Origin of the sequence: Paenibacillus nicotianae (assembly GCF_042681745.1) — a bacterium.
GTDB classification, from domain to species: domain Bacteria; phylum Bacillota; class Bacilli; order Paenibacillales; family Paenibacillaceae; genus Saccharibacillus; species Saccharibacillus nicotianae.
In genome coordinates this window covers 16,050-35,181 of the sequence record NZ_JBHUGF010000006.1, presented here as the reverse complement: position 1 = coordinate 35,181, position 19,132 = coordinate 16,050, and the positions used below count along the sequence as shown (strand labels likewise).

Sequence of the window (19,132 nt, the reverse complement as noted above, 5' to 3'; positions counted from 1 at the left end):
AATACGTCATTCACCGTTTAACTGATTTCAAGTTAAACGGTTTTTTTGCTTTGATTGATGATAATAGCAGATTGAGTCATAGCTAAAGGTGATACGAGCTTCAAATATTCCAGCACATTTTTTCCAGTTTCCTCAATACTGCTGTTCGATTAGATGGTGTTGTGTGGTATACTATTGCCATCGGCAATTTTATGAAAACAGCGATGCTTATTTTCATAAAGGTCAACACGTTCTACAACAAATACTTCACTAACGATAAGGATGGTAATGAATACATGATCAATACAACAGGTGTCACGCTTCGCTATGGTAAGCGCGCGCTTTTTGAAGATGTTAATATCAAGTTCACACCGGGTAACTGCTATGGTCTAATCGGTGCGAATGGTGCAGGTAAATCTACATTTTTAAAAATTCTTTCTGGTGAAATTGAGCCTAACCAGGGTGAAGTCCATATTACACCGGGCGAACGTTTAGCTATTTTGAAACAGAACCAATCTGAATATGATGAATTTCCGGTGCTAGAGACTGTTATGATGGGTCACAAGCGTCTGTACGATATTATGAAAGAAAAAGATGCATTGTATGCCAAAGCTGATTTTACAGATGAAGATGGTATGCGTGCAGGCGAATTGGAAGCTGAATTCGCTGAAATGAACGGTTGGGAAGCAGAATCCGAAGCAGCAGAAATGTTGAACGGTCTGGATATCAAAACCGATATGCAATCCAAATTAATGAAAGAGCTTGGCGGTAATGAGAAAGTTCGTGTATTGCTGGCGCAAGCATTGTTCGGTCATCCGAATATCCTGTTACTGGATGAGCCTACCAACCATTTGGATATCGACTCGATTCACTGGTTAGAAAATTTCTTAGCCGATTATGATGGTACCGTTATCGTAGTCAGCCATGATCGTCACTTCTTAAATACAGTATGTACGCATATTGCCGATATCGACTTTGGTAAAATCCAAATGTATGTGGGTAACTATGATTTCTGGTACGAATCCAGTCAACTTGCACTACAATTGGGTCGTGAACAGAATAAGAAAAAAGAAGACAAAGTTAAAGAACTACAAGCGTTTATCTTGCGTTTTAGTGCGAACAAGTCCAAGTCCAAACAAGCGACTTCTCGTAAAAAAATGCTCGACAAAATTACGCTTGATGATATTCGTCCTTCAAACCGTAAATATCCATTTATCAACTTCAAAGGTGAACGTGAAGCTGGTAAGCAGTTATTGTTAGTAGATGGTTTGACGAAGTCAATCGATGGCGAAAAAGTAATCGACAACTTAACGTTTACTGTAAACAAAGGTGATAAAATTGCTTTGGTAGGGCCAAATGGATTACCAAAAACAACATTATTCCAATTGTTGATGGGTGAGATTGAACCGGATGCAGGTACATTCCAATGGGGAATTACTACGTCTCAAGCATATTTCCCGAATGATAACTCGGCTTACTTTGATGGTGTAGAAGATACATTAGTAGATTGGTTGCGTCAGTATTCCAAAGATCCAGATGAATCATTCTTACGTGGTTTCTTAGGACGTATGTTGTTCTCAGGTGACGAAGCGCTCAAAAAAGCGAACGTTTTATCCGGGGGAGAAAAAGTACGTTGTATGTTATCTCGTATGATGTTGATGGGCGGTAACGTATTGCTATTAGACGAACCAACCAATCACTTGGACTTGGAATCTATTACAGCATTGAATAATGGTTTGACTGATTTTGATGGTACTATTATTCTTACTTCTCATGACCATCAGTTTATCCAAACGATTGCTAACCGTATTATCGAGATCACACCAACAGGTCTGATCGATCGTATGATGAGCTATGATGAATACTTGGAAAATAAAGAAGTAAAAGAAATGCGTGAACGCATGTACCCTGTACAAGTATAAGGATACAAAAAGGATAAGATTAGAGTGAAACAGCGGCTCTTTACGGAGAGCCGTTTTTTATTTGCGCTCCGAGAAGGATTTTTCTAATAGAAGATAGTGATCTATATAGAAAGATTCCGCTCGTTTTTCCTATGGGCAAAAATGTTGTGCAATCATTACAAGATTTCGTCTGTCATACAACATTTACTTGGTCTCACAACGTTTGACCTAACCTAAAACGTTTCTCTAGACCCACTATGTATTCGTTTGATAAGATAAACAAGCCCTACGAACGTATATGTATGCGAAATATTTTAAAAAGATAATCTCAGCATTTTTTGAATGCTTAATTTATAGCAGGGGGAACAAAATGGTTGATGTATATCAAAATATTAAGGCAGGGGAACGCGGAGCATGGGTTAGCATTATTAGCTATCTTGTATTATCTGCTTTCAAATTAATTATTGGTTATCTTTTTTTATCGAGTGCACTCCAAGCAGATGGTCTTAACAACCTCACCGATATTGTAGCTTCGTTAGCTGTACTGATTGGATTGAAAATTTCGAGAAAACCACCTGATTCTGATCATGCCTATGGTCATTTTCGCGCAGAGACGGTAGCCGCGTTAATTGCTTCTTTTATTATGGCGATGGTAGGTATTCAAGTGCTTGTAAATGGTGTACAATCTCTGTTCGCAGGACGGGAAGAATCACCAGCTTTATGGACAGCAGGCGTAGCTGTACTATGCGCTGTAGTGATGTATTTTGTATATCGCTATAATATCAAGCTTTCTCAACAAACAGGCAGTCAAGCGCTCAAAGCTGCTGCTAAAGATAATCTATCGGATGCTATGGTAAGTATAGGCGCAGCAGTAGGAATTATCGGTTCTCAATTTGGGATGCCCTGGTTAGATATTGTAGCCGCTCTTGCTGTAGGATTAATTATTTGCAAAACAGCCTGGGAGATTCTAAGTGAATCGATGCATCGTTTAACCGATGGATTTGATGAAAAAGAATTGCCTGGATTACGTCAAACGATCGAATCGATTGATGGAGTAGAGCATATCAAAGATATCAAAGCTCGTGTTAACGGAAGCCAGACCTTGCTGGATGTAGTGATCGAGGTACAGCCAGATTTAACGATTATCGAAAGTCATGATATTACTGACGAGATTGAAGCCAAAATGGAATTGGTTCATAATATCCGATATGTACATGTACATGTAGAACCAAAAACGATAAAATAAACAGACATTATATTGTATAAAGGGGCAGCTTACATGTCCGGTACACGTTCTATAGCTCGGCGTATTCGTTTGTGGATCATTTGGATCATAAGTATTATCTTGATAGTTGGGATTGCAGGAGCAGCTACGTTATATTGGGTAGCAGCGCCTGAACGTCAACTCAATCTTAACTATACAGATGTAGATACAACAGCCAAAATTGTAAAGATGATCGAAACCAAAAAGTTACAGACTACCATTTCTCAAGAGGAATTTAATCAATTAGCCAAAAAAGAATTGATCGATCGTGAAGATGAATTTCCGATAGGTGTGCATATGACCGGAGCACAATTCACTTTGTATCAAGATACGGTCAAAGCAGATATAACAGGAACGTATCTGGGTATTCCTTTTGGAGCAGTACTGGATTTTAAGATTAGACGAGAAGATAATCTGTTGATTCTGGATCATCAAGCTACTTATGTTCGGCATGGAGATATACAAGGAGCTCTTATTGCTCCTATTCGGATATCGTTAACTAAATATTTTCCTGCTATCGCCAATGTAAGCCAAATGAAATTTGAACAGGATTATATTCAAGTATCATTCAAACTTAATTTGTTGAGTCTACCTCGATTGTTATTGCGATAATCGTAACGGGTACTTACATAGAAAAAACGCTTATCTCTTGAAGAGATAAGCGTTTTTTGGTGTTTTATCATTATTTCTAACAGCTTGTGCTTCGTTAGAAACTACGTTTTCTGCCTGTAAACAAGCTGATCACGAACAATACCAAGAAGATAAAGAATAACACTTTAGCAATAGAAGCAGCAGCTTCAACAATTCCGAAGAATCCGAAGATACCAGCTACTAATGCAATGATTAGTAGGATAACAGACCATTTCAACATAAGTAATCACCATTCCTTTTCAAATATTAAGTATAATTAAATAACGATTGAAATAAATCGTAAAACGACTTCGATTGAGTAGATATGTATGTATGATCTACGATGACTCAATGTTATGATGTCGTTGGTAGTTGTATCTTAACCGACAACGTTTAGCTTGAAACAATTTACATTGTTTAAGCAAGCGTATCTCGATGCTGGTCAGGCTATCATGTTTCGGTGACAAAACTGAAGGGTAGTTATTGAGTAACATCTTGAAATGTTGACAGATACATTTTCTACTAGAGAAATGTAGTAACACCAAATCATATTGTGAAGAAAAGAGAGGGAATGCCATGATTATTGAAATTAGTGTAGCCGTTATCGCATTAGCATTTGTAGCACTTGTTATTTTCCTTATTAAAGTGCTTCAATCTGCGGCAAAATCGTTAGACAATGTATCTTCTACTCTGGTAGACGTACAAAAAACGATCGAAGAATTAACGTATGAAGTGAAACAAACGATTCGCAACGTGAATGATATTACGGTAGATGTAGAACACAAGTTAAAACAAGTTGATCCTTTAATGGAAACAGTCAAAAACTTGGGTGAAATCTTAAATGAAGTAACATTATCTTCTAAAGATTTGTCGACTCGTGTTATTGAAAAAGTAAAACTGATTGGTGAAAGCAAACCAAAACCGGCTGCTTCTACAAAAACAGGCGTAAGCAATCAAGCAACTGCTTCTACACCTCAACAACGTACATTGCAATCTTACTCAGCTACATATAGCCACAGTAAAGCTACCAACTGGATGAAGTGGGTAGATACAGCGGCTACCGTATGGCAAAGATATCGTAAATAAAAGGACATTGTACATTTTTCAGATTATTAACCAAAGGTATAACCGATAACAACGTATATTGTATTGAGAGTTTATACCGCAAGAAAGGGTGAGACGATGATTACTTTCATGATGTTACTTGCTGGCATATTGTCCCCTTACTCCGGTTCTGCTCAAGTATCCGCTGCTACTCCAGTACAGGCTGTTACAACTGTGCAATCTGCTGATTATGAAGCAACACCGGTATCTTATACTGAAGTAGCGACACCTAAGTTAACAGCTTCGACTGCGGTGTATTCAACGACTGACTCTGTTTATGATGAACAATATAGCCGTTTGAATGGAATTTCTTTGGCAGATACCAGAGAAGATGTTCTACGGATCAAAGGGAAACCAATGAATATTGTAACGAGTCCGTTCGGTGATCAAGAATATCAATATAAAGATGTGAATATTGGTTTTCAAGATCAATGGATTACTTATATCAGTGTGCCAAAGCAAGCAGGCAGATTTACACTGGATGGTCGAACAGTAACGATAGATAAAGCCGACATCAGAAAAGAACTAGGTGTGCCTGATTTTTCAGCAGAAGATGGAGAAGGTTATACCAATGGAATATCTGCTCTGAAAGTGTTCTATGATTCCAATACAGGCGCTATTCGTAGCGTAGACATATTTGATGCAACGTCGCAATAATAACCGATTTTTAATGTTTCATTCCATGAGAAGTAAGGTTAATACTATTCCATCATAAGTATACAGAGGAGAGTGGAGAATGATGAGTTCAACAGAGTCCAAAGCTTATGCTAAAATAGTTGAAAATGGTGTACAAGCTGTCGAAGAAGCAAAAAACTTGCGTAATACAGGATATAGCTTTGATGATATTTATGTACTTGCACATCAAAAAGACCGTACTGAAAAAATTGCAGAAACAGCTAATGCCAAAGAAGTTGGCGTGAAAGAAGAAGGAATGTTCGATTCTGTAGCTAACTTTTTCCGTTCACGTGGAGACGAATTGCGCTCCAAAATTACATCTATGGGCTTTACGAAAGAAGAGGCTGATTTCTATGAAAGTGAACTCGATTTGGGCAAAGTGCTCGTTATTGCCAATCGTAAATCATAAAGAAGTTGTATCAAAATATAACATCGAATCGTCTACCTTCAATTTTACTTTTTAGTAGAATTGAAGGTTTTTTGACGAGTTTTGATACAGCTCCTTTTTGGACAAAACATGTATTTGATCTATAATAGAAACTGCACTTAGTAATGAATATCAATCAGTATACGTCTAAAAAAGCTGAAATAAGGCGACAAGGAGAAATTATGCATATATTAATAGTTGATGATAACCCTACTAATGTGATTATTATTCGTGAAATTCTTAAACGAGAAAAATATACAAATATAACGACCTCTTCTTCTGCACGCGAAATGTTTGGATATTTAGGTGTAGAAGATTCAGGGGAAGTCAATGTACCCAAAATGAACAAAGTAGATCTGGTATTGCTAGATATGATGATGCCTGAAATGGATGGGATCGAAGCTTGCCGGATTGTACAACAACATGATGAATTACGTGATATTCCGATCATTATGGTAACGGCTGTAGGAGATTCCAAAAAGTTAGCTGAAGCGTTGGATGCAGGGGCAGTCGATTATGTGACCAAACCGATTAACAAAGTGGAACTGTTAGCTAGAATCCGCCTTGCTTTACGTTTAAAACATGAAAAAGACTGGCATAAAGAGCGTGATCAACATATTCAAGATGAGTTAAAACTAGCAAGCCAAGTACAGCATGCTGTGTTAAGTGTGCCTATTCAAGAAACCAATATCCAAATCGAAGCGCTGTATAAGCCTTCATTTGAACTAGCGGGTGATCTGTATGCCTGGTATCCATTAGGTGAAGGACGATATGGAGTCATTTTGCTCGATATGATGGGACATGGTATTTCTTCTTCTTTATTCTGTATGTTTATTGCTTCTGTATTGAAAGATACAGTAACCACTTATGTCGAACCGGAAAAAGTCATTCAAGAGCTGAATCGACGTTTTAACCAATTGCATATTGAAAATCAACTGGTGCAATATTACTTTACAGCTATTTATCTTGTTGTAGATACCAAATACAAACGGGTAGATTATGTAAATGCCGGTCATCCACCAGGTCTATTTTTCCATGATAATAGTGAAATTACCAAATTATCCACTACTACATTTCCAGTTGGATTGTTTGACCGTATCGAAGCAGAACCCAAAAGTTTCTCATACGAAGGTGCTGCCCATCTTGTTCTTTATACTGATGGTTTACTGGAAATGGTTGAAGGCGATCAAGATGTACAATTAGAATTTTTGATCAATGAGTTGAAATCTAGTCATCACATCAATAAACAACAGATTGAAAAAGTATTTTTTGACGAGATATCTTCACAAGAACGTGATGACGATAAATGTTTAGTATGGATTTCTTTGGCTGAAGGGGCGGAGCTTGGATGAAAATTAGAACGAAGCTGGTTATAGGATTCAGCGTTATCATTTTAACAATGATGACGCTGGCTTTTATCAGTTATGATCGAATGAATTATATGAATTCACAATTAGATAAAGTGTATCAAGATCGATATTTAAAAGTAAGATATTCTACAAGCTTGCGCGGAGATATGAATAGTATAGCCAAAGCTTTAGCGAATCAATTGTTAAGTGCTTCATCAGAGTCGGTAGCCGAAAGTCGGGCTACGGTGCAGAAGTTAAGTGATGACGCTCAAAAAAATGTAGATTTGTTACAAAAGAGTGCGCAAACACTAGAAGAAAAGCAGATGGTGAATGAAGTCGCGGATGCTTGGACAGACTTTGATGCGTACGGCGATCAAGTATTGAATCTCTTAGAAGATAATCAGGTTGCTCAAGCGAACAATTACCGTACAGGAACAGGATTAGCCGCTCAAAATAATTTGGGTGCTCTTGCAAATGGATTAGCTGATTATCAAGACCTTGCAATAGATCAAGAAATTAAAAATGCAAATCAAGCATATCAACGTTCTATTCAAACAACCACCTTTGTTATGTTAGGTGGCATTTTGTTGAGTCTACTGATTATGTTATGGATTATTCCAAGCATTAGCAAAGGACTAGGTACTGTCTCATTGATGATAAATGGTTTTTCGGAAGGACGTCTACGGGCGATCAGCCGTATTAAAGTTCAATCCAAAGATGAGATCGGCGATGTTGCTCGTGTGTTTCAAGAGATGGCAACAGATTTGGAAGAGCAACGAGAAGCAGAACGTCGTTACCAACAAGCACAACAAGATCAATCATGGCTCAACTCCAACAGTGCACGGATTACAGAGTTGTTACGTGGAGTAAGCACACTAGAGCAAAGTGCACAGACATTTATTAATGAATTTTCTCCTACGCTAGGTGCACATTTTAGTGCCCTTTATGTACGTAAGATTAACAATCCTAATGAGCTTGCTTTGCAAGCATCTTATGCAGGCGAAGGGACATTACAAGCGAAGTCTACTTTACTGTTAGGCGAAGGTCTTGCAGGACAGTGTGCTTCTGACCAACATCCTATTATTTTAGATGATGTGCCGGATAATTATGTTTCGGTTCATTCTGCAACAGGGAAGAATCCACCTCAAAGTATTATGATTTATCCGATTTTATTTGATGATGAATTGTTAGGTGTTATTGAATTAGCTTCGTTAAACACATTTACAGACTTACAAAAACAATTACTTGCGCTGTTATGCCATAATTTAGGCGTGATTTTGAACAATATTAATCGTCGATTGCATATCGAAGAATTATTACGCGAATCGCAAGCAATGACTGAAGAATTGCAAAGTCAGTCTGAAGAATTGCAAATGCAACAAGAAGAACTCAAACGCACCAACGAAAATCTAGAAGAACAGACAGAAGAGTTGAAACGTTCTGAAGATTTGTTACAACGTCAACAAGAAGAACTAGAACATTTCAATAATGAATTAATAGCCAAGACACGTGAATTACAAGAACAAGTACAACAGGTGGAAGAGCAGAATCAAGAGATCGAACAAAGCCGCCATCGGTTAGAACAACAAGCACAACAATTATCGATCAGCAGTAAATACAAATCAGAATTTCTTGCTAATATGTCTCACGAACTGCGGACTCCACTGAACAGTTTATTGATTCTGTCTCAATTGCTTACTGAGAACAAGGGCGGTAATCTGACCGAGAAACAAGTAGAGTATGCTAGCACGATCTATATGTCGGGAGCCGATCTGCTGAAAATGATTGATGAGATTTTAGACTTGTCCAAAGTAGATGCGGGTAAAATGGATATCAATCTGGAAGCTGTACCGATGAAAGCAATCGAAACTTTTGTAAATATGAACTTTGCTCCGGTAGCTATTCAAAAAGGAATAGCGCTAAATATCAATATTGCTGATAATGTTCCAGAAGCTGTAGTTACTGATGATCATCGAGTGAAGCAAATTTTACGGAATATGTTATCCAATGCTTTCAAATTTACAGACAAAGGTCATATTGATGTCAATATTAATATTCCTGCTGCGGATCAGGTTCCTTCTTATCTGAATCGTAATCATGATTATATTGCGGTTACAGTCAAAGATAGTGGTATCGGTATTCCAGCAGACAAACAAGATATTATTTTTGAAGCTTTCCAACAGGTAGATGGTACAACCAGCCGTAAGTACGGTGGTACAGGACTTGGATTATCGATCAGTCGCGAATTGTCACGTCTGCTTGGCGGGGGAATAGGACTCGAATCAGTAGAAAATAAAGGTAGTGCATTTACCCTTTACTTGCCAAGACAAGATGCACTTACCGATGAACAGGTAGCCCAGGTAGAACAATCGGATACTCATACAGCTACTGGTGATGTATATACATCGGCTGATTTTACAGAGCAATTGCTTCGTAATTCACCAGGTTCAATGTCGCCTGGTAAAAATGATACGAATGAAGAACCAATGATTATTCCACAACCATTAGCCGATGATCGAGATCGTTTGAATAAAAGCGATAAAGTTATTTTGATTATCGAAGATGATGTGAATTTTGCTAAAATATTGTTGGAGATGGCTCGTGGTCGCGGATTTAAAGCTCTGGTCGCTATGCAAGGTGATACAGGTATGCATATGGCCAAAACATATATACCGGATGCTATCATTCTTGATATTCAGCTACCTATTATGGATGGTTGGTCCATTTTGAGTGAACTGAAAAGCAATGCTCATACACGTCATATTCCTGTTCATGTTATCTCTGTAGTCGATGATGTAAAACAAGGATTGATGATGGGTGCAATTGCATACCTCAAAAAACCATCTAGCAAAGAATCACTGGAACAAGCATTTTCTCATCTGGAATCATATACAGCTCAAAGTCTAAAACAATTACTGATTGTTGAAGATGATGAAAATCAACGTAAATCAATTATTGAATTGATCGGACATGATGATGTGGCTATCACTGCTGTATCTACAGGTGTAGAAGCTTTGAATGAGCTACGGAGCAAGCGTTATGATTGTATGGTGCTCGATCTTATGCTTACCGATATGACAGGTTTTGAATTATTGGATCGTATTCGTGATGATCAACAATTAAGTGATCTGCCGATTATTATTTATACAGGGAAAGAACTCGATAATAAAGAAGAAACCCAATTACGCAAATATGCAGAATCAATTATTATCAAAGATGTTAAATCTCCAGAACGTTTGCTGGATGAGACTACACTGTTTTTACATCGTGTCGAAGCTGATTTACCAGAAGATAAGCGTCGCATTTTACAAAAGCTGCATAACAAAGAAACATTGTTTGAAGGCAAACGTATTTTGTTAGTCGATGATGATGTACGTAATGTATTTGCATTATCCAGTGTGTTAGAAGGATATCGTATGGATGTTACATTTGCTGAAAATGGACGAGAAGCGATAGAAATTTTACAGCGGGATGATTTCGATCTGGTATTGATGGATATGATGATGCCAGAAATGGATGGATATGAAGCGATGCGTATTATTCGCCAAATTCCAGCTTATGAGAAATTGCCAATTATTGCACTGACTGCGAAAGCGATGAAAGATGATCGAGCGAAATGTATTGAAGCCGGTGCTTCTGATTATGTGAAAAAACCGATTCAAACGGATCAACTTTTGTCATTAATGCGTGTATGGTTGTATTCGTAAGTGAATAATTTGGGTAATGGATAGTAATACTGAACTTTTATACCTTTCACAGACATTTTACACTTGAAAATATACAAGAAATATTGAAGCGGGGCTGAATACTAATGACACAGACAGAACGTGACCAATTACCAATCAAATCCGAACCGCCCCAAGCGGATGAATTGATTGTCAATAATCTGGCAGAACGCGAAAATATCGAAGTTGATTTGCTTATGGATGGAGTGCATCGTCTATATGGTTACGATTTTCGCAATTATGCCAGAGCTTCTTTAACCCGAAGAATCTGGCATCATGTGCATGCAGAGAATCTTAAATCTATCTCAGCGCTTCAAGAAAAAGTACTTCATGATCGTGCTTGTTTTGAACGCTTGGTACAGAATTTATCGATACCGGTCACTGAAATGTTTCGTGACCCTTCACTTTTTCGTATGTTTCGTGAAAAAGTGATTCCTTTACTACGAACGTATCCTTATATTCGGATCTGGCATGCTGGATGTTCTACAGGAGAAGAAGTCTATTCCATGGCAATCTTATTGCATGAAGAGGGTTTGTTAGACAAAGCAAGAATTTATGCGACCGATATGAATAACCGATCGTTGCAACAAGCGCGTGAAGGTGTGTTTGGAATAGAACGCATGCAACTTTACACCAAAAATTATCTAGAAGCGGGCGGGAAGCGTTCGTTTTCTGAATATTATACAGCGAAGTATAGTTCTGTTATCTTTCAACCGTTTTTACGAAAAAATATGATCTTTGCAGAGCATAATCTAGCAACTGATCGTTCGTTTAATGAATTTAACGTTATTCTTTGCCGTAATGTAATGATCTATTTTAATGATGAATTGCGTGATCAAGTTCATGGATTATTTAACGAGAGTTTGAGTCGTTTTGGAATATTAGTATTAGGCTCCAAAGAATCAATGCAATTTACAGAATACAGTGATAGTTATGAATTATTGGATCGTGTAGAGAAAGTATATCGCAAAATTAATTAGAGATTGTAGGGGGATTCCATGAGGTTTCATGAACCGATTCATATCTTATTAGTAGATGATCGACCTGAAAACTTACTCGCTCTGGAAGCCGTTCTTGAAAGTGAACGTTATAATCTGGTTAAAGCAACATCTGGTGAAGAAGCATTACGCTGTTTGCTGAAAGATGAATTTGCTGTAATTGTGCTTGATGTACAAATGCCAGGGATGGACGGGATTGAAACGGCTAAGCTTATCAAAGCGCGTGAGAAAACAAAAGAAATTCCGATCATCTTTATATCTGCAAATAGCAAAGAATCTGAGCATTTATTTGCAGGTTATTCTGCGGGTGCGATTGATTATATGGTTAAGCCATTTATTCCACAGATCCTCAAGTCCAAAATTGAAGGATTTGTAAGTATGTATTTGACCAATAAACGTCATAAAACGCAATCCATGTTGTTACAACAGAAAACATTGGAATTGGAAAAAATTAATCAAGAATTAACAGTAGCCAAAGAAGCAGCCGAGATCGCGGCTAAAGCTAAAACAGAATTTTTGGCTATGATGAGTCACGAAATTCGTACCCCGATGAACGGTGTGATCGGCATGATTGATCTGTTGATGGATACGGAGCTTCAAGAAGAGCAAAAAGAATATGCTTCGATTATTCGAAGTAGTGCAGATACATTAGTAATGGTCATTAATGATATTCTTGATTTTACTAAAATGGAATCCGGTAAAATGGAACTGGAAGAACATCCTTTTTCTCTGGAAGCTTGTATTTCAGAAGTGTTCAGTCTGTTCTCTGTTGATGCTGGCAAAAAAAATCTAGAGTTAATGTATTCAGTAACTGAAGATGTGCCTGCATACTTGTATGGGGATATGGCTCGTTTGCGCCAAGTATTGATCAATTTAACAGCGAATGCTATCAAATTTACCAATGAAGGCGGAGTTTATCTAGAAGTAACGATCAAAGATAAACTAGCAGAGCGTTTAGAACTTGAATTTAAAGTAAAAGATACCGGAATCGGAATTGCTGAAGATAAGCGCGAACAATTATTCCAACCGTTTTCACAGCTTGATTCTTCAATGACAAGAAAGTACGGCGGTACAGGTCTTGGATTAGCAATTTGTAAAAATCTTGTTCAAATGATGGATGGGGATATTCGATTAGAGACTACACCGCTTCATGAAGGCTCAGGAGCTGTATTTGTATTTACAATTTGTACAGGGGAATATATTATGGACGACCCCACGCTTGGATTGTTAGAAGAGCGTGCAGAGCATCTATGGTCGAACAGATATTCATCTGCTCCTAATATTCTTGTTGTAGATGATCATCCCATCAATCAGAAGTTAATGGTAAGTATGCTTAACCGTTTAGGATATAACCCGGATATGGCAGATGATGGAGAAGAAGCGATTCGGATGGCTTCTGTTCATCAATACGATTATATTTTTATGGATGTTCAAATGCCTAATGTTGATGGTCTAGAAGCAACTAGAATGATTCGAAGTCTGCAAAAAGACGAGAGCCCTGTTATTATTGCGATGACTGCTGATGTCATGGAAGGAATCAAAGGTCGCTGTTTTGCAGCAGGGATGGATGACTATATTAGCAAGCCTGTCAAATTAGTAAGTGTGAAAAATATGCTAGAACATTACTCCACAAATCCTCATAACTATGAAACCAAAAAATCAGTCTTTTAAAAATAAGATAAGATCATCAATAAGAAAATAATATTTATGTCCTGTATTGATCGTATCATCACATGAGATAAAATTATTTTCTTATTTATACATTTGTTGAGACAATGAATTAAAGTAGTTTTATGACTCTATAGTTTATGTTATATTTTGGATGTTTCAGAAGTTTTGCAGTTGGGTTATTAGTAAAGAAACCATTGTTCAGGGGAGAATGTCTATGACTACTAATAAAAATGAGAAATTTAATGTTGTAACTGAAATGGATGAAAGAGCATGCACCGTATTTTTAAGTGGGGAAATGGATTTATCGGTTGCTCCAGAATTCCGTCTTGTGATGGAACCTCTTGTCGGGGAAGCTGAACAAGATTTAATTATCAATATGAAAGACCTGAAATATATTGACAGTACTGGTATTGGTATTCTACTTTCGATTCTAAAAGCACGGCACGGTATGAATGCCAGCTTTACTGTTGAAGAAGTTCCTCCGCAGATTCAAAAGTTATTTGAAATGACTGGTATTGCTAAGTTTTTTGTCCCTCAGGAGAATTCCCAATAGGAAAGGATCGAACATAGAATGAATGCTGATACTCAAAAAGTAGTTCTTAATTTGCCTGCGACGGCAGAATTTGTGGACGTTGTAAGACTAAATTTGTATGGAATTGCTTCTAAAATGGGCTTTTCTTATGAAGATATTGAAGATATGAAAGTAGCTGTCTCTGAAGCTTGTAATAACTCTGTGTTGTATGCGTACGGACAAGAGGGAGGACATGTGGAAGTGACTTTTGAAGTTGGTGAAGAAACATTATCCATTATTGTCGAAGATGAAGGGGAGAGCTTCGAATCAGTAAAGGATATGGGACAGAACAATACACTTCATGATAAAGACCTAAACGATGTACAAATCGGTGGATTAGGTTTTTATTTGATGCAAGCATTGATGGATAATGTGAGTATCGAAAATTCTGCTGGTCAAGGTACTCGTGTAGTATTGTCTAAAAACCTTGCTCTAAGCGAGGAAACTGTATGAGTGAAAGATTAACTCCCCCCGAGTCTATGGACGAGGCAATCAGTATGATCTGGGAGTATCAACAAACAAAAGATAATGACATCGCTACCGTACTTATCAAAAAGTATGAGCCTATGGTCAAAATGGCTTCGGGTAAAATTGCCCGTAACCGACCAGACTTGTATGAAGATTTGTACCAGGTAGGACAGATGGCATTAATCCGTTTGTTGCAGCAATATGATATCTCACTTGGGATTCCTTTTGAACCATATGCGATGAAGAGTATGATCGGGCATATGAAAAATTTCTTGCGCGATAAATCTTGGTACATACAGGTTCCCCGTCGTATTAAAGAAAAGGGAGCATTAGTACAACAAGCTATCGATGAATTAACTATGAAATTGGAACGTTCACCCCATGTGCGTGAAATTGCTCATTTTCTAGATCTATCTGAAGAAGAGACGATTGAGGTTCTTGCTGGACGTGAATGCTATCACTATGTATCTTTGGATTCTCCACTGTCACAAGAGGAGAGTGCAGCTACACTAGGCGAATTGATTAGTGCCGATGTGAATGATTACGATTCTGTAGAGAAACGTATGGATCTACAGCAAGCGCTTAGTCAATTAAAAGAGCAAGAACAAAAAGTGTTGTTATTGGCTTTCCAGGAAGGTCAATCTCAGCGTGCGATTGCTCAAAAGCTTGGTGTATCTCAGATGAGTGTATCCCGTATTCAAAAGCGGGCAACTGAAAAGTTGAAGCAGATCATGTCAAATGCTTCTACTTCAGGCTAAATGGACTGTATACATGCCAAGCAGTGTAGCAACGATGCTAGGATAACTTGGAAAATAGAAGATTGTTAAAATGCGCTTTATTGTTCCGAATCATGGAATAGTACAAGCGCATTTTTTGTGAAAAATTATATATATTCATCAAAAAACCTCTATATTCAATCCCTATAAAGTATAGGTGATATATTGAACATAGAGGTTTTTTGACTTTGATAGATATCATATCGATTTTATCTACCTTGCGAAGCTTTTACATAGTCTAGAATTTGTGCAATATAGTTTCCGATAAGAGGAAGAGAAACCAGTTGGCTTAATACAAAACCTAGAATAGCTAGAATAACAATAGTTCCTAGAGATAACCCTAGACCACGTGCTGCACCGGCAACAAAGTTAACAACCAGTCTACGCTTGACGCTACTATAGTTTTCAATAATATCTTGAATCTCTGCTTTGTCTAACGATTCAGCTATCTGATCGAGGCGCTCATTCAGGCGCTTTACTTCATGGCGCAACTCAAAAGGATGCTCTCCAATTTCACTAGGAGGTTTGACGAGTTCTGGAGAGCGCGGTGATACTTCTTTGGTGTCATTAGCCATCGATGTTCCCTCGCTTTCATATAATAATAAGATCCATTAAGTATATATTTCAGATGTTCTATGAACCGGACATAAAAATAGCCGACTGCAATGAGCCGGCTATTGGTGAATACCTATTAACGTGTAGGGAAACTTGTGTTGTTACTACCCGTTGTAGAATTCACTTCTTTTTTCACTTCATTGCTTTTATTTTGAGCTTCTTTAGCTACATCGTTAGAAGCATCTTTTACATCTTTACTTACATTATCAGAAGCTTCTTTAACGTCTTTAGCTACGCTTTGAGCAGCATCAGCCAAAGAGTTAGCTACTGTTTCTTTATTCTCTGTAATTGATTTAGCTACATCTTTAGCTTTTGTAGAAACTGTTTGAGCTAAAGAGACCGCAGAATCGCTTACTAGACCTGCTACTTGAGAAGTTTGATCTGCTACTGTAGTAGCGATCTCTTTCGTACGATCTGTTACATTACCTGCAACTTCTTTCGTTTTGTCAGTAGCAACAACGATTTTATCAGAAATGTCGCCGCGTAGTTCGCGACCTGGTTTTGGTGCGAACAACAATGCTGCTGCTGCTCCCAACAAACCTCCGATAAATACACCTTTTACAAATGTAGAACTTGTTTGGACTGGGTACTGTTTTTCGACTTCATTCATTATTAATCACTCCTTGATTTAATTTAGATCGATTTGTCTAAACAGATCAATCTTTGTAAGTAAGAAAACATTTAGCCATATGTTCTTCCTTAATAAAGCTGTTCTTGAAGTTCATGTATTCTGTGTAGCTTGCGTTAAGTATGGCTTGTATATGTGATGCTGGTATAGGCTCAGGCTGTTCTTCTGAACAATCTGGAAACCAAACCAAGCAAAAACACAAAGATAGCAGTTCCTAGTATAGCAGGAATAATCGCAAAATCTCCAATTGTTGGTCCAAAATGACCAAATAATAAAGCGCCTAACCATGCGCCTACAAATCCAGCAATAGCAGCGCCGATAATGCCGCCTGGCATTTCATTACCTGCAAGTGCATTACCAATAATGCCGATAATAACTGCCATAACAATACTAATAATAATGCCCCACATCGTAATCGCCTCCTTTGCTGAACAAGTCAAAATAGATATTGTAATATCGATCAGTTAGCAGTTTGTCTTACTTCGTATATAAACCCAGTACCAAAAGGTGAAACATTACATTTTTACTATTCAATAGCGAATAGAACCCCTTTGTTCATCGTAATGTCTCCATAAGTGTAAAGAATAAGCACAGGCAGACATCCAAAGTGAGCCAGCTATATAGCCACCAATAATATCTGTAGGATAATGCACACCCAAATACACTCTAGATAGACCGATACCTACGATTAGAAAAATACCACAAATAATGGGAAGAGTAATCGACAGGTGACGTCTTTTGCGATGCATCGACCAGATTACAAAAAGCATACCATACATCGCGGCTGCAATTGTAGAATGACCACTGGGGAAGCTATAGCCTGAAGCATGAGTCCAAAATTCAAGATCAGGACGTGGACGCATAAAGAAAGATTTGAGCAATACATTAATTTGCCATGCACCTGCTGTTGTCACTAGCAGAGCCAGTCCTTCACGATACATATTGTGGACCATAAACAAAATAGCAAAAGATAAAGCTACAAAAACTGTAGAATAAAAAGAACCTAGATAAGTGAAAAATAGCATAATCGTTCGGATAGGTTCTTCGTGGAATGTGCGTACATAAGCTTGAAGCCCTTTTTCCCATGTGTGGATATCATATAATGCTATCGATTCAACAATCCATACGATTCCTCTTAATAATAGGAAGGAAGCTACACCTCCACCTACTAATACCATAACAATAAGGAGCCAGATAGGAATAGAAGAAAATCGTTGGGGTTGCTCATTGTTGGAGTTGGAGAACTGCTCGGATGACATCTGTATCGCCTTCTTTCTTTACGTAGAGTTATGTTTAATTTAACCCTAGTTTAACAAATGAATCGAATATAAAAAAAGCCTCTCCTCATGATGAAGGAAAGACTCATTCATTTTATTTATTTTTTACGTAAGCGTCCTAATTCAGATACCAAAGCTTCTACTTCACTAATACTCAAGTTCGGCTTATTGATCACGATATCGTATACTTCTTGAATATCTTCATATTGTTCGGTCGAAAAAGCAGAAGCTTGCATTGCGGCTCCACTAGCCATCCGAAGTTTTGTTTTGATGCCTTCAATCATAAAAGCGATATTTTCTTGGGTAGGTTGAGACAAATCCATGAATGGGTTCTTCCTTTCTTCATTAAGCATAAGCTTATTTTTTGTATTGTATCATGGATAATGATGGGGAACCAATTATTTTGCGGTAACTTGTTGCATAAGGTAAAATGAGTATCGATAAGATATGCTTTCTAAGCTTACCTCAAGTACGTATATATGTTTATAAAAGGAGGGACATGGTTTTTATTATGATCAATCGTCGTTCCAGTCTGCTTCCTTATGATAATCAAGATCGTCGCAATGTAAATCAAGATGGACTGACTGATTTTTTTCGTGATATAGGAGCTATTCATTCTATAGATACATTAGCTTTTGTCTGTATTGGTACAGATCGTTCTACAGGGGATGCGTTAGGGCCTTTAACAGGTAGCGGGCTTGCTGCTTACGGATTACCTCATATTATAGGCACAATGGACTTCCCTTGTGATGCTCACAATCTTCACGAACGTATTCCTAAGATTGCAGATCATCTTCAAGTGATTGCAATCGATGCTTGTCTTGGTAGACATCATACAGTGGGATTATATAGTATAGGAGCAACTCCACTTTTTCCTGCATTGTCGGTAGGAGGACGTTTTCCAGGAGTAGGCAATTATAGTATCGCAGCGATTGTCAATGAAAATGGCCCCAAACCGTATTGGACGCTTCAGACCACTTCATTGCATACAGTAATGAAGATGTCACAAGATATTGTCCAAGCTGTTGTTCAAGGGCTGGGTATATTAAAATAAGAACAACAAACGCTATTTCG

20 protein-coding genes are annotated in these 19,132 nt (G+C 37.8%); 14 read left to right on the top strand and 6 right to left on the bottom strand.

The window, feature by feature from the left end; translation table 11 throughout:
* The first annotated feature begins 275 nt into the window (after positions 1–275).
* The 3 genes from ACFSGI_RS02550 to ACFSGI_RS02540 all read left to right on the top strand — a co-directional run bounded on the left by ACFSGI_RS02550 (position 276) and on the right by ACFSGI_RS02540 (position 3,756).
* Positions 276–1,901: an ABC-F family ATP-binding cassette domain-containing protein gene (locus ACFSGI_RS02550; protein WP_204827114.1), complete on the top strand. Its 1,626-nt coding sequence runs from the start codon at positions 276–278 to the stop codon at positions 1,899–1,901.
* A 349-nt stretch (positions 1,902–2,250) separates the two neighbouring features.
* Positions 2,251–3,126, top strand: a complete 876-nt coding sequence (locus ACFSGI_RS02545) for a cation diffusion facilitator family transporter (RefSeq protein WP_204827115.1) — start codon at positions 2,251–2,253, stop codon at positions 3,124–3,126.
* Positions 3,127–3,159: 33 nt separating this feature from the next.
* Positions 3,160–3,756, top strand: coding sequence for a hypothetical protein (locus tag ACFSGI_RS02540; protein WP_204827116.1), 597 nt, complete (start codon positions 3,160–3,162; stop codon positions 3,754–3,756).
* 94 nt (positions 3,757–3,850) lie between these two features.
* Here the strand turns inward: ACFSGI_RS02540 and ACFSGI_RS02535 are convergent, their stop codons facing one another.
* Positions 3,851–4,015, bottom strand: coding sequence for a DUF1328 domain-containing protein (locus tag ACFSGI_RS02535; protein WP_083243274.1), 165 nt, complete (start codon positions 4,013–4,015; stop codon positions 3,851–3,853).
* Positions 4,016–4,350: 335 nt separating this feature from the next.
* Here ACFSGI_RS02535 and ACFSGI_RS02530 point away from each other — a divergent pair, with 335 nt between their 5' ends.
* The 10 genes from ACFSGI_RS02530 (at position 4,351) to ACFSGI_RS02485 (ending at position 15,520) form a co-directional block, all read left to right on the top strand.
* A complete protein-coding gene (locus tag ACFSGI_RS02530; RefSeq protein ID WP_204827117.1) occupies positions 4,351–4,860 on the top strand; it encodes a DUF948 domain-containing protein in 510 nt (169 codons plus the stop codon).
* Positions 4,861–4,956: 96 nt separating this feature from the next.
* On the top strand, positions 4,957–5,535 hold the full coding sequence (locus tag ACFSGI_RS02525) for a hypothetical protein (RefSeq protein ID WP_204827118.1): 579 nt from the start codon (positions 4,957–4,959) through the stop codon (positions 5,533–5,535).
* Between the two features lie 82 nt (positions 5,536–5,617).
* Entirely contained in the window at positions 5,618–5,962 is a 345-nt protein-coding gene (locus ACFSGI_RS02520; protein ID WP_204827149.1) for a YflT domain-containing protein, read from the top strand.
* A gap of 200 nt (positions 5,963–6,162) precedes the next feature.
* On the top strand, positions 6,163–7,332 hold the full coding sequence (locus tag ACFSGI_RS02515; RefSeq protein WP_204827119.1) for a PP2C family protein-serine/threonine phosphatase: 1,170 nt from the start codon (positions 6,163–6,165) through the stop codon (positions 7,330–7,332).
* Entirely contained in the window at positions 7,329–11,036 is a 3,708-nt protein-coding gene (locus ACFSGI_RS02510; protein ID WP_204827120.1) for a response regulator, read from the top strand. Before ACFSGI_RS02515 ends, ACFSGI_RS02510 begins: the two co-directional genes overlap by 4 nt.
* A 215-nt stretch (positions 11,037–11,251) precedes the next feature.
* Complete coding sequence (locus tag ACFSGI_RS02505) at positions 11,252–12,034, top strand: CheR family methyltransferase (protein ID WP_379282401.1); 783 nt, start codon at positions 11,252–11,254, stop codon at positions 12,032–12,034.
* 18 nt (positions 12,035–12,052) lie between these two features.
* On the top strand, positions 12,053–13,723 hold the full coding sequence (locus ACFSGI_RS02500) for a response regulator (RefSeq protein ID WP_204827122.1): 1,671 nt from the start codon (positions 12,053–12,055) through the stop codon (positions 13,721–13,723).
* Between the two features lie 214 nt (positions 13,724–13,937).
* On the top strand, positions 13,938–14,276 hold the full coding sequence (locus ACFSGI_RS02495) for an STAS domain-containing protein (RefSeq protein ID WP_069325604.1): 339 nt from the start codon (positions 13,938–13,940) through the stop codon (positions 14,274–14,276).
* Positions 14,277–14,294: 18 nt separating this feature from the next.
* Entirely contained in the window at positions 14,295–14,747 is a 453-nt protein-coding gene (gene rsbW / locus ACFSGI_RS02490) for an anti-sigma B factor RsbW (RefSeq protein ID WP_204827123.1), read from the top strand.
* The gene (locus tag ACFSGI_RS02485) at positions 14,744–15,520 is read left to right on the top strand and encodes a sigma-70 family RNA polymerase sigma factor (RefSeq protein WP_069325602.1); all 777 of its coding nucleotides are present in this window, start codon (positions 14,744–14,746) and stop codon (positions 15,518–15,520) included. Before rsbW ends, ACFSGI_RS02485 begins: the two co-directional genes overlap by 4 nt.
* A gap of 227 nt (positions 15,521–15,747) precedes the next feature.
* On the opposite strand, the gene ACFSGI_RS02480 is transcribed toward ACFSGI_RS02485, so the two are convergent.
* The 5 genes from ACFSGI_RS02480 to ACFSGI_RS02460 all read right to left on the bottom strand — a co-directional run bounded on the left by ACFSGI_RS02480 (position 15,748) and on the right by ACFSGI_RS02460 (position 18,381).
* Entirely contained in the window at positions 15,748–16,113 is a 366-nt protein-coding gene (locus ACFSGI_RS02480; RefSeq protein WP_204827124.1) for a DUF5665 domain-containing protein, read from the bottom strand.
* Between the two features lie 116 nt (positions 16,114–16,229).
* The gene (locus tag ACFSGI_RS02475) at positions 16,230–16,763 is read right to left on the bottom strand and encodes a YtxH domain-containing protein (RefSeq protein WP_204827125.1); all 534 of its coding nucleotides are present in this window, start codon (positions 16,761–16,763) and stop codon (positions 16,230–16,232) included.
* A gap of 170 nt (positions 16,764–16,933) precedes the next feature.
* Positions 16,934–17,191: a GlsB/YeaQ/YmgE family stress response membrane protein gene (locus ACFSGI_RS02470; protein ID WP_204827126.1), complete on the bottom strand. Its 258-nt coding sequence runs from the start codon at positions 17,189–17,191 to the stop codon at positions 16,934–16,936.
* A gap of 120 nt (positions 17,192–17,311) precedes the next feature.
* Entirely contained in the window at positions 17,312–18,040 is a 729-nt protein-coding gene (locus tag ACFSGI_RS02465; protein WP_204827127.1) for a phosphatase PAP2 family protein, read from the bottom strand.
* 116 nt (positions 18,041–18,156) lie between these two features.
* A complete protein-coding gene (locus tag ACFSGI_RS02460) occupies positions 18,157–18,381 on the bottom strand; it encodes a DUF1128 domain-containing protein (RefSeq protein ID WP_204827128.1) in 225 nt (74 codons plus the stop codon).
* 176 nt (positions 18,382–18,557) lie between these two features.
* Between ACFSGI_RS02460 and yyaC the strand changes: the two genes are divergently transcribed.
* Entirely contained in the window at positions 18,558–19,112 is a 555-nt protein-coding gene (gene yyaC, locus ACFSGI_RS02455) for a spore protease YyaC (RefSeq protein ID WP_379282342.1), read from the top strand.
* Positions 19,113–19,132: the final 20 nt, after the last annotated feature.